General features: G+C 60.7%; 13 protein-coding genes. 5 read left to right on the top strand and 8 right to left on the bottom strand.

Annotated features, from left to right (window positions below):
- Window positions 1-39: 39 nt before the first annotated feature.
- The 3 genes from ACTG3X_RS08840 to ACTG3X_RS08830 all read right to left on the bottom strand — a co-directional run bounded on the left by ACTG3X_RS08840 (window position 40) and on the right by ACTG3X_RS08830 (window position 5,612).
- Window positions 40-2,982, bottom strand: a complete 2,943-nt coding sequence (locus tag ACTG3X_RS08840) for a DNA translocase FtsK 4TM domain-containing protein (RefSeq protein ID WP_439110890.1) — start codon at window positions 2,980-2,982, stop codon at window positions 40-42.
- 12 nt (window positions 2,983-2,994) lie between these two features.
- A complete protein-coding gene (locus ACTG3X_RS08835) occupies window positions 2,995-4,173 on the bottom strand; it encodes an aminotransferase class I/II-fold pyridoxal phosphate-dependent enzyme (protein WP_439110889.1) in 1,179 nt (392 codons plus the stop codon).
- 110 nt (window positions 4,174-4,283) lie between these two features.
- Entirely contained in the window at window positions 4,284-5,612 is a 1,329-nt protein-coding gene (locus ACTG3X_RS08830) for an amidase (protein ID WP_439110888.1), read from the bottom strand.
- A 51-nt stretch (window positions 5,613-5,663) separates the two neighbouring features.
- On the opposite strand from ACTG3X_RS08830, the gene ACTG3X_RS08825 reads away from it, so the two are divergent.
- Both ACTG3X_RS08825 and ACTG3X_RS08820 read left to right on the top strand, forming a co-directional pair.
- Window positions 5,664-6,914, top strand: a complete 1,251-nt coding sequence (locus tag ACTG3X_RS08825) for a UbiH/UbiF/VisC/COQ6 family ubiquinone biosynthesis hydroxylase (RefSeq protein ID WP_439110887.1) — start codon at window positions 5,664-5,666, stop codon at window positions 6,912-6,914.
- A 249-nt stretch (window positions 6,915-7,163) separates the two neighbouring features.
- Window positions 7,164-8,108 carry a hypothetical protein gene (locus tag ACTG3X_RS08820; protein WP_439110886.1) on the top strand — a complete coding sequence of 315 codons (945 nt, stop codon included), beginning with the start codon at window positions 7,164-7,166 and terminating at the stop codon, window positions 8,106-8,108.
- A 36-nt stretch (window positions 8,109-8,144) separates the two neighbouring features.
- Here the strand turns inward: ACTG3X_RS08820 and ACTG3X_RS08815 are convergent, their stop codons facing one another.
- The 4 genes from ACTG3X_RS08815 to ACTG3X_RS08800 all read right to left on the bottom strand — a co-directional run bounded on the left by ACTG3X_RS08815 (window position 8,145) and on the right by ACTG3X_RS08800 (window position 10,968).
- Window positions 8,145-8,330: a Trm112 family protein gene (locus ACTG3X_RS08815; protein ID WP_439110885.1), complete on the bottom strand. Its 186-nt coding sequence runs from the start codon at window positions 8,328-8,330 to the stop codon at window positions 8,145-8,147.
- Window positions 8,327-8,974, bottom strand: coding sequence for an LON peptidase substrate-binding domain-containing protein (locus ACTG3X_RS08810; RefSeq protein ID WP_439110884.1), 648 nt, complete (start codon window positions 8,972-8,974; stop codon window positions 8,327-8,329). Before ACTG3X_RS08810 ends, ACTG3X_RS08815 begins: the two co-directional genes overlap by 4 nt.
- An 8-nt stretch (window positions 8,975-8,982) precedes the next feature.
- Window positions 8,983-9,912, bottom strand: a complete 930-nt coding sequence (locus ACTG3X_RS08805; RefSeq protein WP_439110883.1) for a tetratricopeptide repeat protein — start codon at window positions 9,910-9,912, stop codon at window positions 8,983-8,985.
- Between the two features lie 267 nt (window positions 9,913-10,179).
- Window positions 10,180-10,968, bottom strand: a complete 789-nt coding sequence (locus ACTG3X_RS08800; protein WP_439110882.1) for an exodeoxyribonuclease III — start codon at window positions 10,966-10,968, stop codon at window positions 10,180-10,182.
- A 113-nt stretch (window positions 10,969-11,081) separates the two neighbouring features.
- Here ACTG3X_RS08800 and ACTG3X_RS08795 point away from each other — a divergent pair, with 113 nt between their 5' ends.
- Window positions 11,082-11,795: a VIT1/CCC1 transporter family protein gene (locus ACTG3X_RS08795; RefSeq protein ID WP_439110881.1), complete on the top strand. Its 714-nt coding sequence runs from the start codon at window positions 11,082-11,084 to the stop codon at window positions 11,793-11,795.
- Between the two features lie 138 nt (window positions 11,796-11,933).
- Here the strand turns inward: ACTG3X_RS08795 and ACTG3X_RS08790 are convergent, their stop codons facing one another.
- Window positions 11,934-12,620: a response regulator transcription factor gene (locus ACTG3X_RS08790; protein WP_439110880.1), complete on the bottom strand. Its 687-nt coding sequence runs from the start codon at window positions 12,618-12,620 to the stop codon at window positions 11,934-11,936.
- A 138-nt stretch (window positions 12,621-12,758) separates the two neighbouring features.
- Here ACTG3X_RS08790 and ribA point away from each other — a divergent pair, with 138 nt between their 5' ends.
- Window positions 12,759-13,850, top strand: coding sequence for a GTP cyclohydrolase II (ribA, locus tag ACTG3X_RS08785; RefSeq protein ID WP_439110879.1), 1,092 nt, complete (start codon window positions 12,759-12,761; stop codon window positions 13,848-13,850).
- On the top strand, window positions 13,847-14,341 hold the full coding sequence (locus tag ACTG3X_RS08780; protein WP_439110878.1) for a L,D-transpeptidase family protein: 495 nt from the start codon (window positions 13,847-13,849) through the stop codon (window positions 14,339-14,341). Before ribA ends, ACTG3X_RS08780 begins: the two co-directional genes overlap by 4 nt.
- Window positions 14,342-14,402: the final 61 nt, after the last annotated feature.

Below are 14,402 nucleotides of genomic sequence, written 5' to 3'. Positions count from 1 at the left end.
CTTGGAGATTTTGAGGCAGAAACCTGCCGAAAGCGCAGATCAGTGTTGCTCGGGCACGAGGATTTCACGCTTGCCCACATGGTTTGCGGCCGAGATGAGGCCTTCTTCTTCCATCTGTTCCACGAGCTTTGCGGCTTTGTTGTAGCCGATGGACAGCTTGCGCTGGATATAAGACGTGCTGCACTTGCGGTCTTTGATCACGATGGCCACGGCCTGATCGTAGAGGGCGTCTTCACCATCCGTGTTGCCGCCGAGGCCAAGCACTGCATCGATATCGCCTGCGTTGTCATCGGGCGGGCCCTGCACAACACCAGAGACATATTCGGGCGGGCCATAAGCCTTGAGGTGGTTGACGATCTCTTCGACTTCTTCATCGGAGACAAACGGACCGTGGCAACGGGTGATTTTGGCACCGCCTGCCATGTAAAGCATGTCACCCATGCCAAGCAGTTGCTCGGCACCCATTTCACCAAGAATGGTGCGGCTGTCGATCTTGCTTGTCACTTGGAAGCTGATCCGCGTGGGGAAGTTGGCTTTGATTGTGCCGGTGATCACGTCAACAGAGGGGCGCTGTGTGGCCATGATGATGTGAATGCCAGAGGCGCGCGCCATTTGGGCGAGGCGCTGGATGCAAGCTTCGATCTCTTTGCCTGCGACCATCATGAGGTCGGCCATCTCGTCAACGATGACAACGATATAGGGCATTTTCTCGGGCTTCATTTGCTCTGTTTCGAACACGGGCTCGCCTGTGTCGTCGTCAAAGCCTGTCTGGACCGTGCGAGAGAACATTTCGCCTTTGGCGAGGGCGTCAGCCACGCGGGAGTTGTAGCCGTCGATGTTGCGCACGCCCATTTTGGACATTTTGCGGTAGCGCTCTTCCATTTCGCCGACGGTCCATTTGAGGGCGACCACGGCTTTCTTCGGGTCGGTCACAACAGGAGAGAGCAGGTGTGGAATGCCGTCATAAACGGAAAGTTCGAGCATCTTGGGGTCAATCATGATCATGCGGCAGTCTTCAGGCGTGAGCTTGTAGAGCAACGAAAGGATCATGGTGTTGATGGCGACGGACTTGCCCGAGCCGGTTGTGCCCGCGATGAGCAGGTGGGGCATTTTGGCGAGGTTGGCCACGATGGGGTCACCGCCGATGTCTTTGCCCAAAGCGAGCGGCAACTTGTGGTTGCCATCGCCGTATTCGCGCCCCGAGAGGATCTCGCGGAAGCCGACCATCTCGCGGTTGTCATTGGGCAGTTCGATGCCGATGACCGAGCGGCCAGGGACCGTGCTGACGCGGGCCGACAGGGCCGCCATGGAGCGGGCGATGTCATCGGCGAGGCCGATCACGCGGGAGGCTTTGAGGCCGGGAGCAGGCTCCAGCTCATACATCGTCACAACGGGGCCGGGGCGCACAGAGACGATCTCGCCTTTGACGCCATAGTCGTCAAGGACAGACTCAAGCATGCGGGCGTTTTCTTCCAGCGCCTCATCGGAAAGGTGGTGGCGCTCGATGTGAACCGGATCGGCCAGCAAGGAGAGAGGCGGCAGCTCATAGGCGGGGCGCTTGTCATCAAACGTGAAAGCGGGCTGCGCTTCGGCTTGTGCGCGGGCTGATGTTTGCACCGGCTTTTTGGGCGCGTGCTGCACAACCTTTTTTGGCTCGGCTGTGGGGATGCTGTAGCTCAGTGGGGCAGGGGCCTCTGCAAGGGGCAGAACCTCTTCGAAAACTTCGGTCTCTTCAAGGTAAGGCGCTTCGGGTGCAGGCGCTTCAACGGGGGCAGCGTAGCCCGCGGCTGAATAGCTGTTTGTGAGCTGTGGCTCTGGCGGCAGCTCAACAGCAGCAGCCCCGGTCAGGGGTGGCTCTGCGCGGGTGAGCGGCTGGGGTGTTGTGTTGGCAATAAGCGGTGCCGGGCCATGGCCACGGCCTTTGGTGAGAGGCGCAGCATGGGCGGATTGCATGGACGGGATCTGACGCACGCGCGACTTGATGACATCCGCGATCTTGGCTTTGATGCGGTCATCGCTTGGCGCTTCTGGCTCGCCTGCTGCGCCAAAGTTTGGCTGCATTTCCACAAGCTCGGGCTCGAGCGCGTGCTCTGCTGCCACAGGTTCGGCGCGGCGGATCAGATTGGGCATCAGAGAGCGCAGGCTTGGCTTTGCTTCGGGGGCCTCTGAGGGTGTTGGCTCGTTGTAATGTGGTTGCGCGTAGGGGTCTGCTTCAAGCGACTGGGCGTCTTGAATTGCGGTCCATTCGGCCGCTTCGGCGCGCGCGATGGCGCGCTGTTCACGGCGCAGGCGGTTGCGCTCTTGCATCGACTGCGCGGCCGAGACCGCACCCGTAGCTGTCTTGCCAAGCAGGTTCATGGCGAGGGCGTAGGCCATGATTGTACCAATCAGCAGAAAGCGGCCGATATAGCGCAGCTCGGGGCGCGTGAATCCGAGGATAAAGAGGCCAAAGGCCAGCATGGCCGCGCCAAGAAGCAAAGACAGAACTTTGAGGCCGAAGGTGGCACCGACAGGCAGAATGCTGAGGGCGCTGCCAAGCACTGTGTCACCAAACAGGCCGCCAAGGCCGAAAGAATGCGTCCATGTTTCGCCGGGCACGAGTGTTGAGGCATAGATCGACAGCAGCGCAAGCCAGATGGGCGCAAAGATCAGGCGGCCAACGGCGCGGTCTGCACCGTAGTGAAGGGCAAAGCGTGTGCCCCATGCCAGCAGCGCGGCGGCGATGCCGAGGCTGCCCCAGCCAATGATCATGAAGAGGGGGGCCGCTATCGCAGCGCCGATCCCGCCCATCCAGTTTTGGACGGGGGCGTCTGTGGCCGAAAGCCACGACGGGTCATTGGGATTGTAGGAAAAGACCATCGCAGCCGCGGCCAGAGCCGCCACGATCAGCCCGATGCCGATCAGCTCTTTGCCGCGCTTTTCAATGGCTTCTGCCATGTTGCTATCGAGTAGCGGATCGCGTCCGCGTGTCTGATATGCCATGTTCCCTCGTCCTCAGCTTTGTAAGCAGCTTTTGAGGGCCAGAAGCCCCTGCTGCATTTCTTCTTTTGGGGCCACCATGGCGACCCTGATGTAATTCTTGCCCGGGTTGCGCCCGTCGGCGTCGCGGCTCAGGTAAGCGCCCGGAAGCACGCGTACGCCCGTCTCGCGCCAGAGCTTTAGCGCGGCGTCTTCACCGTCTTCCACAGGAAGCCAGAGAAAAAAGCCGCCTTCGGGGCCTTGGTAACCTGTAAAATCAGCCATGAGTTTGTCGGCGATTTCGTATTTTTCCTGATAGAGCGCGCGGTTCTCAGCCACATGTGCCTCATCATCCCAAGCGCGTGCAGCCACGGCCTGAAGCGGTGTGGGGAGTGGCGCGCCCGCATAATTGCGCAGCTGTTTGAGGCGGCGAATGCTCTCTGGCCCACCCGCAACAAACCCGGAGCGCAGGCCCGGAAGGTTTGACCGCTTGGAGAGCGAATGGAAAATCACAACACGCTCTGGGCTTGCGCCCATTTCGGCGGCCACATCCAGCGCGCTGGGGGGCGGGTCGTTGCGGTAGATTTCCGAGTAGCACTCATCGGCGAAAATCTGAAAATCAAACTGTTCGCCCAAAGCGATAAGCTCGCGCAGATAAGCGCGGGTGGCGATGGCACCTTGCGGGTTGCTTGGGGAGCAAATGAAGGCTGCAGCCGTTTTCTTGAGGATATCGGTGGGCAGCCCTGCATAGTCGGGCAGAAAGCCTGTGGCCTCGGTTGCTGCGGCAAAAATCGGCCGTGCGCCAACGGAGACAGCACCCACTGCATAGACCTGATAGAACGGGTTCGGCATCAGGATATTGGGGCGTTCGCCTTGCAGTGCTTCAGGGATGAGCGCCATGCATGCGTTGTAGAGGCCCTCGCGGGTGCCGTTGAGCGCAAGGATCTGCGTGTCTGCAGCCGCTGTGATGTTGAAGCGGCGTTTGAGCCAGCCTGAAATGGATGTGAGGAGCGCTTCGCTGCCGTCATTGGGCGGGTAGCGGTTGAAGCCTTGGACATTGGCCGCCAACTCTTCACCAACCCATGCGGGGAAGGGGTGTTTGGGCTCGCCGATTGTCATATGTACAGGCTCACCGCCTGCTGGATGATGATCCAACAGCGCGCGCAAACGCGGGAACGCATAGGCCGGAAGGTTCGAGAACCGCTCGGGAAACATATTCAGACTGCCTCAATTTCGGGGTCATTGGCGCCCCGTTTGACCCCAAATTACTGAAGCAAGGCCGCCGCGTCCAGAAAAACTGTGTGGATTCAGGCAGTTTGTGGCATTTAGGACATGGCGGCCTCTGCGGCGGCAGCCACGCGGAGCAGCTTTTCCTCGCCAAAAGCCGCGCCCACAAGCTGAATTCCACAGGCGGGTGTGCTTGTGGGCAGGGTTATGACCGGCAGGCCAAGCAAGTTGCCGATGCGGGTGTTGCGCAGGGCGAGCAGGTTTTCTGTGATGTAATAGTCGCTATCGGTGAGCAGACGCGCGGCATTGGGCGGCAAGATCGGCGCAGTGGGGGCCAGAACGGCGTCAAAGCCAGCGACGCGGGCAGCCCATGTTGCGCGGGCGCGCTCGACACTGTGCCACGCCGCGACATAGTCTGCAGCGGTGTGCGAGGCCCCTGAGCGAAAGCGCGCGAGGATTTCGGGGAACATCTTGTCTGGTGCGGCCTCAATTTCGGATTTCCACGTTCCGTAGGCTTCGGACGTGAAGAGAATGGGCGAGAGTGGCATGATCTCGGCAACCTCGGGCGCTTGGATGTAGATGATCTCGGCCCCTGCCTTTTCGAGCTGCTGGAGCGCTGTTTCAAAGGCTGTTTTGGGGGCTTCGCGGATGTCGTCAAAGGCGACCGTGTCAAGCACGGCAAGGCGCAACCCCTTGAGAGAAGCGCCTTTAAGATCAGCAGCTTGGCCGCCTTCGAGCGCGGCAAGCATGAGGGCGGCATCTTCAACGGTGCGGCAGAGCGGGCCGATAGTGTCAAACTTTGCGGCCAAGGGCACAACCCCTGTGAGGGGGATGCGGCCAGCCGTTGTTTTGAGGCCGACAAGATCGTTCCAGGCGGCGGGGATGCGCACGGAGCCGCCTGTGTCAGAGCCGATCCCGCAGGGGGCCAGATTGAAGGCGACTGAGGCGGCCGCGCCAGAGGATGAACCGCCAGAAACGGCGGCCTCATCGCTGACGCAGGGGGGTGTTTCGGTAACGGGATTGAGGCCGAGGCCAGAAAAGGCGAGCTCGCTCATATGGGTTTTGCCAAGGCAGATAAGCCCTGCTTTGGTGGCGTTGGCGAGCACCCATGCGTCGCGGTCTGGTACGCGGTCTTTGAGCAGGGCTGAGCCTGCTTCTGTGGCGGTGCCTGCGGTGTCAAAGAGGTCTTTCCAGCTGATAGGCACGCCATCGAGCGGACCGCGGCGCAGGCCTTGTTTTGCGCGCTTAGAGGCGGCCTTGGCTTCGGCTCTTGCGCGCGCTTCGGTGAGGCGTGCGTAGATGCGGGGGCCAAAGGGGTGGGCTTTGATGGCTGTGAGATATTTTTCAGTTAAATCAATGGGATCAATCTCGCCTGCGGCGATGCCCCGGCCCAAGTCAGCCATGCTCATTGTTAGCCAGTCTTGCATTCTATGCCCCCGATTTTGCGTGTTGTGGCTAGGGTAGCGGCGTTCTGCTGCATGGACAATCCCGCGTGGGCTGGCATAGTGCGGGCTATGACATATGACAGTGATATCGCAATCGTAGGTGGGGGGCTCAACGGCCCTGTTTTGGCGCTGGCTTTGGCCGCGCGCGGGCGGCGTGTGAGCCTCATTGATGCCCAGCCAGAAGCGCTGCGCAAAGCCGCCGCTTTTGACGGGCGCTCCTATGCATTGGCGATGGCCTCTGTGCGGCTTTTGGCGCGTTTGGGCCTTTGGAACAAGGTGTCCGAGCAGGCCCAGCCTATGCTTGAAATCAAGGCGAGTGACGGGCGCGCAGGGCAAGGGCCAGCGCCGTTTTTCCTGCATTTCGAGCGCGGTGAGCTGGAAGAAGGCCCGATGGGCCATATGCTTGAAGACCGCCACCTGAGGCGCGCTTTGCTTGAGGCGGTTGCCGCGCATGAGCTGATTGAAACGGTTGAAGGCAAGGTTGTTTCTCAAGAGACAAACGAGAGTGGCGCGTGGCTGACTTTGGCCTCGGGCGATGTGCATTCGACACGGCTGATTGTGGGGGCCGACGGGCGCACCTCGGGCACGGCTGAGCGCGCCCGAATCAGGCGGACAGGCTGGGACTATGGCCAGACGGCGCTTGTCTGTGCGATCGAGCATGAATTGCCCCATAATGGCATTGCCCATCAATTTTTTATGCCCGAGGGGCCGCTGGCTATTTTGCCGCTTGTCGGCAACCGTAGCTCTATTGTCTGGTCAGAGCGGACAGCGCGGGCCGATGGCATCAATGCGCTGAGGGATGAAGACTATCTGCAAGTGCTGCGTCCGCGCTTTGGCGACTTTTTGGGCGAGATCAAACTGGCGGGGCAGCGCTATGCCTATCCGCTCAAGCTGACCATCGCGAATTCCTTTACAGATCAAAGGCTTGTGCTGGTCGGCGATGCGGCGCACGGGCTACACCCTATTGCGGGGCAGGGCCTTAATGCGGGGCTGCGCGATGTGGCGGCTTTGGCCCATGTGATCGACCATGCCGAGCAGCGCGGCGAAGACTTTGCCAGCGCTTTGGTGCTGGAGCGCTACCAAGGCTGGCGCAGGTTTGACACGGCCAGCTTGGCCGCCAGCACCGACCTGACCAACAAGCTGTTTTCAAACGACAATCCGCTGCTGCGCGCGGGGCGTGACCTTGGCATGGGGCTGATCAACGCGATGCCCGGCCTGAAGCGCGGATTTATGCGCGAAGCCGCCGGTTTGAACGGTGATTTGCCCGACCTCATGAAAACGTGAGAACCAAAGGTTAACGCGTTTTTGCGGCCCTCACGGCAGGGGGGTGAAACCCGTGCACAAAGCGTGCACCACCTGTGCACCGGCTGAACAGGTTTTGGTGGCTTCGGGCCAGTGTTAAGGCAGCGCGCGGTGGTGTCGGCAGGCTTTAAGCGAAGATTTGTAACATGGTGGGTTGCCCATAGCGCGCGGGCTCTGTGCGGCATATATTGGGCTGTGAAATGGCGGCACTGGCAGAGAGCGAGGCGAAGCATGAAGACGGCAAGCAGAGGTCTGGGCGTGGTGTTGAGCGCAGCCCTTTGGCTGGGCGGCGTGCAGAGCGCGGCGGCTTGCGCCTTTCACGGCTATACGCCCAACCCGACATTTGTTGACCTGTTTCTCGGCACCGAGCAGGTGGTTGTTGCGCGCCCCTCTGGCGCTGGGCCACGTGGCTACACCGCTTTGGAGACCTTGCTTGGCCCTGATGTTGGCGATGTGCCGATTGAGGTGTCAGATGCGGTGCGTCGTGCGCTTGCGGGCCAGCCCGAGGCCACTGTGCTTTTGGCGCGCGATGGCTCTTACGGGCCTTGGCTTGAGATTGTGGTGCTGGATGCAGGCTACCGCCGCCTTGTTGAGCAGGTGGCTGAAAAGCAATCTGTCTGGCTGTTGGGCGATGAGCAGGACAGGCTCGAATTCTTTGCAAAACGGGTGAATGACACGCATCCGGCGATCCGTGATATTGCGCTGCGCGAGCTTGACCGCGCGCCCTATGCGGCGCTCAGGGCGCTGCGGTTGCCCAAGATTGACGGTCTGGGGGCCGCGCTGGAAACGGGAGATGAAGCTTTGATGCCCATCCGCGTTTTGCTGGCGGGGCTTTCGCAGGATGCGGCCCTTGGTGCGCTTGTAAAAACAGGGCTTGATGAGGCGATCGAGGGCCAGCTGCCTTACGTGGGCGCTTATGTGACTGCGCTTGTCGAGCTTGAGGGCGCGGAGGCCGTTGCGGGCGTGTTTGAGGCCTATCAGAGAGCTGGCGTACACACCGAGCTGACACGGGAGCGGCTGATGCAGGCGCTTTCGGTGCAGTATAAATCGGCTCCGCGCAAGCTGCGCCGCGCGATTGCAGGCGAGGTGGCCAAAGAGCTGCGCCAAGCGCCCGAGTTTGGCCGCGCAGCCAAGCGGCACTTCAGCTTTGGCGGGGCTTGGCGGCCCTTTAAGTAGGGCGGCGGGTGCTTGCTGTGCGCGGCTTTGTTGCTCTTAGTCTTCCAGCTTGCGGGCTTCGTCAAAGAGCATAACGGGGATGCCATCGCGGATGGGGTAGGCGAGGTTGGCTGATTTGCTGATCAGCTCTTGCGCTTCGGCATCGTATTCCAGCCGCCCTTGGCCCACGGGGCAGACGAGCGCTTCAAGCATGTGGCGGTCAAATGTAGGTGTGTCACTCATTGGAGTATATCCTCGCCATCGCCGCCGCTGTGCAGGGCGAATTCGATCAGGGTCACGAGGGTTTCGCGACGGGTGGAGAGAGAGGGCGCCTCAAGGAGCGCCTGTTTGTCTTCGGGGGCAAAGTCGAGCAGCATCGAGAGCGAGTTGATGAGCAGCTCGTCGTCGGCGTCTTCCAGTGTGTCCCAGTCGGTGTTGAGGCTTTTCGAGCTGAAGTACCGGCCCAGAAGCGCCAGAAACTTGCTGCGGTCAAAGGCCGGGTCGTGCTCTTCGGGGCCCATATCGGCGGCAAACCCCTCCCAGCTGACTTCGGCGCGGCGGTAGGGCGCGAAGCCTTCTACCTGAGAGGTAATTCTGAACCGCGAGACACCTGTAAGGGTGATCATGTAGCGGCCATCGTCGGTTTCGTTGAACTGGGTGATGCGGCCTGCGGAGCCGATTGTCATGAGGGCGTTATCGGCGCTGTGGGGGCCTGTATCGGGCTGAACCATGCCAATGAGGCGCTCGGGTGTTTTGAGCGCGTCATCAAGCATGGTGAGATAGCGCGGCTCAAAGATATGCAGCGGCATGTTGGAGCGCGGCAAGAGCAGCGCACCCGGAAGCGGGAAGACCGGAATGACGCTGGGAAGGTCTTTGAACTTGCGCATAATGTGCCTCAGATCAGGATCATGGAGCCGAGCTTGCGGCGGCCTGCCAGCGCGATCGGGTCTTGGGGGGGAAGGGCATCAAACAGTGTGAAGAGCTGTGCCTTGGCTGCGCCATCGTTCCACTCGCGGTCGCGGCGGAAAAGCTCGAGAAGCTGGGCCACGGCCTCTTCAACCTCGCCTGCTGCTTGCAGGGCATTGGCGTAGTCAAAGCGCGCCTGGTGGTCATCGGGGTTTGCCTCGGAGGCGGCCTGAAGCTCGGCCACGGGGCCAGCATTGGCTGCTTGCTTGGCCAGCTCGAGCTGGGCATGTGCGGCCTCAAGCTCGGGTGCTGCGCTGATTTCGGCGGGGGCGCCGTTGAGCGTGGCTTCGGCCCCTGAGAGGTCACCCTGCGCAATGTAGCTGCGCACGAGGCCACCGTAGGCTGCGGCGTGGTTGGGCTCTTCTTCAAGGATGGCGGCGAAGGTTTGTGCGGCATCGGCGGCTGCGCCATCGGTGAGCATTTCTTCGGCAGCAGCGACAGCCTCATCAAGCCCGCCCGACGCGTCGCCACCGGCTGCATCGACCACGCGCTTTACGAAGGCGTCCAGCTCGGAGGCGGGCACTGCGCCCTGGAACATATCGACGGGGCGGCCCTGATAGAAGCCGACAACTGTAGGGATCGACTGGATGGGCAGGCCCTGCTGGGCGAGCATCTGCGCGAGGCGCTGCTCCTGGTCGACATCGACCTTGGCCATTTTGACGGCACCCTTGGCCTTGGTGACAGCCTCTTCGAGCATGGGGCCGAGGGTTTTGCAGGGGCCGCACCATGGCGCCCAGAAGTCGACGATGACGGGTGTTTCCATGGAGGCCTCGACCACGTCTTTCATGAAGGTGGCTTCGGTTGCGTCAAAGATAAGGTCGGCAGCGGCGGGCGCGGCGGGTGTGAGATTGAGGTCCATCGGAGGCTCCTTCGGAGAAATATGTGTTACTCTTTATGTGAGGGATGCGCGCCTCGCTTGCAAGGGGGTGGGGCGTCGTGAGCGCTGACAAAGCGCGATGTTCGGGATCAGCGGTGATTGTATGTCGGCTTTGAGGCCAAACGGGACGTTTGGTCTTAGCCTTGCACGGGATCAAGCCGAAATTCCGTCAGATCACGATCCCACGGTCTGGCGATGCACGGCTTAGCGAACGGCAGCTAAGTCTCTCACAGCCGCCGTTGAACACGCCTAAACATCAAACGTGGCAAACACCGGCGCGTGGTCTGACGGCTTTTCCCAGCCGCGGGCGGCGCGCAGGACGCGGGAGGAATGGGCCGCGTTTGAGATGTCGGGGGTGGCCCAGACATGGTCGAGGCGGCGGCCTTTGTCGGCTTCGTCCCAATCTTTGGCACGGTAGGACCACCACGAATAGAGCAGGCCTTCGGGGATATCCTGACGTGTGATATCAACCCAAGCGCCCGCGTCCTGGGTCTGGGCGAGGGCTTCGACCTCGACGGGCGTGTGGCTCACGACTTTCAGAAGCTTCTTGTGATCCCAGACATCATCTTCGCGGGGCGCGATGTTCAAGTCGCCCACAAGGATCGCCTTTTCGGGGCGCTCGGCATGGAAGGCATCGCGCATCTGGGAGAGGTAGTCGAGCTTCTGGCCGAATTTCTCGTTGACCTCACGGTCGGCGACATCTCCCCCCGCAGGGACATAGAAGTTGTGAATGGTCACGCCGTTCTCAAGCTTGCCTGCGATGTGGCGGGCGTGGCCGAGCTGGGCGTAGTCTTCGGCACCTGCTTCGACCATAGGAATTTTGCTCAGGATCGCGACGCCGTTGTAACCCTTTTGGCCACGGGCAACCATGTGCTCGTAGCCAAGCGCGCGGAAGCCCTCGAGGGGGATCTTATCAACGGGGCTTTTGCACTCTTGCAGGCAAAGCACATCGGGGGCCTCTTCTTGGAGAAGCTTCAGCACGATTGGCTCGCGCAGGCGCACGGAGTTGATGTTCCAAGTGGCAAGGGTAAAAGACATGGCTGCGCTCCTGATATAAACCTCGATCTGGGTAGCATATGGCCGAGGGGGCGAAAACCGCGTTTGTGCTTCGTTGCACCGAGGCTTAGAAAAGGGTCAGCACACGTTGGAGTTTGGCCTTGGAATATCTTTCACATGCACACCCCGAAGAGCCACATTTTGTCGGGCGAACAGGCTGGCTCAGGGCGGCTGTCTTGGGCGCAAACGATGGTATTGTCTCGATATCTGCGCTGATTGTCGGCGTTGCTGCGGCAGACCCTTCGGCGCGGGCTGTTCTGATTGCGGGTTTTGCGGGGCTGACCGCTGGAGCCATGTCGATGGCTGCGGGTGAATATGTCTCAGTATCTTCACAATCTGATACGGAGCGCGCCGATATTGCGCGTGAGAAAGCGTTGATCAAGGCCAATCCTGAGAGGGAAATTCAGGAGCTTGCCACGATTTATCGTGCGCGCGGTTTGAGCGATGAGACAGCGCAACTTGTGGCCCACGAGCTGACAGATCATGATGCGCTGGGCGCACATGTGCGCGACGAGCTGGGGCTGAGTGAGGCTTTGAGCGCGCGGCCCATGCAGGCGGCTTTGACCTCGGGTCTGACGTTCACGGTTGCTGGGGGTATTCCGCTTGTGGCGGCGGTTTTGTCACCTGTGGATTTTATTATCCATATTGTTCTGGCGGTGACAGTGCTGGCGTTGGCTGTGCTTGGCGCAGCCGGCGCCTTTGTGGGTGGTGCCCCAACGCGGCCAGCCGTGCTGCGTGTGGTGCTCTGGGGGGTTTTGGCAATGTCGGTGACCGCGGCTGTCGGAACGCTCTTTGGCGTGGCCATTTGAAAAAAAAGGCCGAGCGCGAAGCTCGGCCGAAGTCCAACAGGGAGGTGCATATGATGACCCGCATATGCGACGGGATAGTTAACTTGTATAATCGTGTTTCGCATGCATCTTTGATGCAGATCAAGTCCCCTTGGTATCTTAGGATACCAAGCGATATCCTCCCGACTCGGTCACGAGCAGGCGCGCATTCGAGGGGTCGGGTTCTATCTTCTGACGCAATCTGTAGATGTGGGTTTCCAATGTGTGGGTTGTGACGCCTGCATTGTAGCCCCAAACCTCGTGCAAGAGCACATCACGCGGCACCACACCGTCGGTCGAGCGGTAGAGAAACTTGAGAATGTTGGTCTCTTTTTCCGTCAGACGTATTTTTTTCTCGTCTTCTGTGAGCAACATTTTCATAGACGGTTTGAACGTATACGGCCCGAGGGTGAAAACAGCATCCTCGCTCTGCTCGTGTTGGCGCAGCTGGGCGCGGATACGGGCCAGAAGCACGGGGAACTTGAACGGCTTTGTCACATAGTCATTTGCGCCAGCGTCGAGGCCGAGGATTGTATCGGCGTCGCTGTCGTGGCCAGTGAGCATGAGCACGGGGGCTTTTACGCCTTGTTTGCGCATGAGGCGGCAGAGCTCGCGGCCGTCGGTGTCGGGGAGGCCGACATCAAGGATGATGAGATCATAGAGCCCCTCCTTTGTCTTTTGCATGGCTGTGGCGCCGCTGTCGGCTTCAAACACGTCAAAGTCTTCTGTCATGACGAGTTGTTCGCTGAGCGCTTCGCGCAGGTCGTCATCATCATCGACAAGCAGTATTTTTCTGAGTTGCGCCATGGGGGCCTCCAAGTGTTGCTTGTGTTCAAAGTAGGGCCGATCACGGCGGTGACAAGTTTTGTGGCAAAGTTTCACGCGCTCGTGTAGTGGGCGGTGTTTTTGTTTCAATTCTGTAATTTGTTTGCGTAAAGGTAGCGCATGAGACTTGGCCCGGACATAAACGAGACTTTGGCACGCGCGCGGGCTGATCTGCGCATTGGCGTGCCTGTGGTGTTTACCAGTGCGGAGGGTGCGGCGCTTGTTATGGCGGCCGAGACAGCCGATGAGACACGCCTGAGCGCATTGCGGGCCGCTGGCCTTGGCCCTGTGTTGGCGATTACGGCACGGCGCGCCGAAACGCTGAAAGCGCGGGCCTATGACGGCGATGTTGCGCGGATTGTGCTGCCTGAGGGCGCTGATATGCGGTGGGTGCTGGCTGTGGCCGACCCCAAGGATGACTTGCGCTACCCTATGAAAGGCCCGCTTGAGAGCGTGCGCACGGGTGGCGCGGCCCTGCACCGCCTTGCGCTGACGCTGTGCAAGGTGGCACGGCTTTTGCCCGCAGCTTTGGTGGCCGAGGTCGCCGACCCCCTCGCGCTTGCCCGTGCCGAGCAGCTGACGGTGGTGGACGCGGACGCGGCGCGCTTGGCGCTAGAGGTGAGCGCAGAGCTGCAAGAGATCGTTGCGGCGCGGGTGCCGATTACGGTGGCCGAAAACACGCGGCTGCACGTGTTTCGCCCCGAGGATGGCAGCGAAGAGCATTATGCCATAGAGATTGGGCGCCCCGACCGCTCAAAACCTGTGCTGGCGCGGCTGCATTCGGCTTGTTTTACGGGCGATCTGATGGGCTCTCTCAAGTGTGATTGCGGGCCACAGCTGCGCGGGGCTTTGGCGCAGATGGGCGCTGAGGGCGCGGGTATCTTGCTCTACCTCAATCAGGAGGGGCGCGGGATCGGGCTTGCCAACAAGATGCGGGCCTATTCTTTGCAAGATCAGGGCTTTGACACGGTTGAGGCCAACCACCGCCTTGGCTTTGAAGACGATGAGCGCGATTTTCGGGTTGGCTCGGCTATTCTGAAAGAGCTGGGCTTTGGCGCGACCCGTTTGATGACAAACAACCCTGCCAAGATCGACATGATGGAAAAGACAGGTGTGACTGTGGTTGAGCGCGTGCCGCTTGTTGTGGGCGAGACGGCGCATAACCATGATTACCTCAAGGTGAAGGCGGCCAAATCGGGGCATTTGCTGTGAGTGTGGCCGACCTTGTGCTGACGCCCACGGGGCTGCGCTTTATGGGGCGTAAATTTCCTTGTGTGATTGGCAAAGGCGGTATTCGGGCCGATAAGCGCGAAGGCGACGGAGCGACGCCTTTGGGTAAACACCGTATTCTCGGGATGTATTATCGGGCTGATCGCATTGTTCAGCCGCGCAGCTGGGCGCGGGCGATCGGGCCGCGCGATCTCTGGAGCGACGAGAGCGGCGATGTGGCTTACAACCACCATGTGCGCGCGCCCTATGCGGGCAGCCACGAGCAAATGCGCCGCGCCGACCCGCTGTATGACCTGTTTCTGGTGACAGATTGGAACTGGCCATCGGCAACTGCGGGCAAAGGCTCGGCTATTTTTTTGCATCAGTGGCGGCGTGCGGGCTACCCGACCGAGGGCTGTGTGGCTTTTGCGCGGGATGATCTGCACTGGATTGCGGCGCGCGTCGCCTATGGCGCGCGGCTGATTGTGCGCTGAGGGATGGCGCTTAGGCTGCGCCCAAGCGCGGCGGCGGGGGCCAGCCCCCTAGATTCAAAAG

The organism is Lentibacter sp. (assembly GCF_965658795.1).
Lineage (GTDB): Bacteria > Pseudomonadota > Alphaproteobacteria > Rhodobacterales > Rhodobacteraceae > Lentibacter.
The sequence above is the reverse complement of the archived record's forward strand: the minus strand, read 5'-3'. Positions and strand labels throughout refer to the sequence as shown.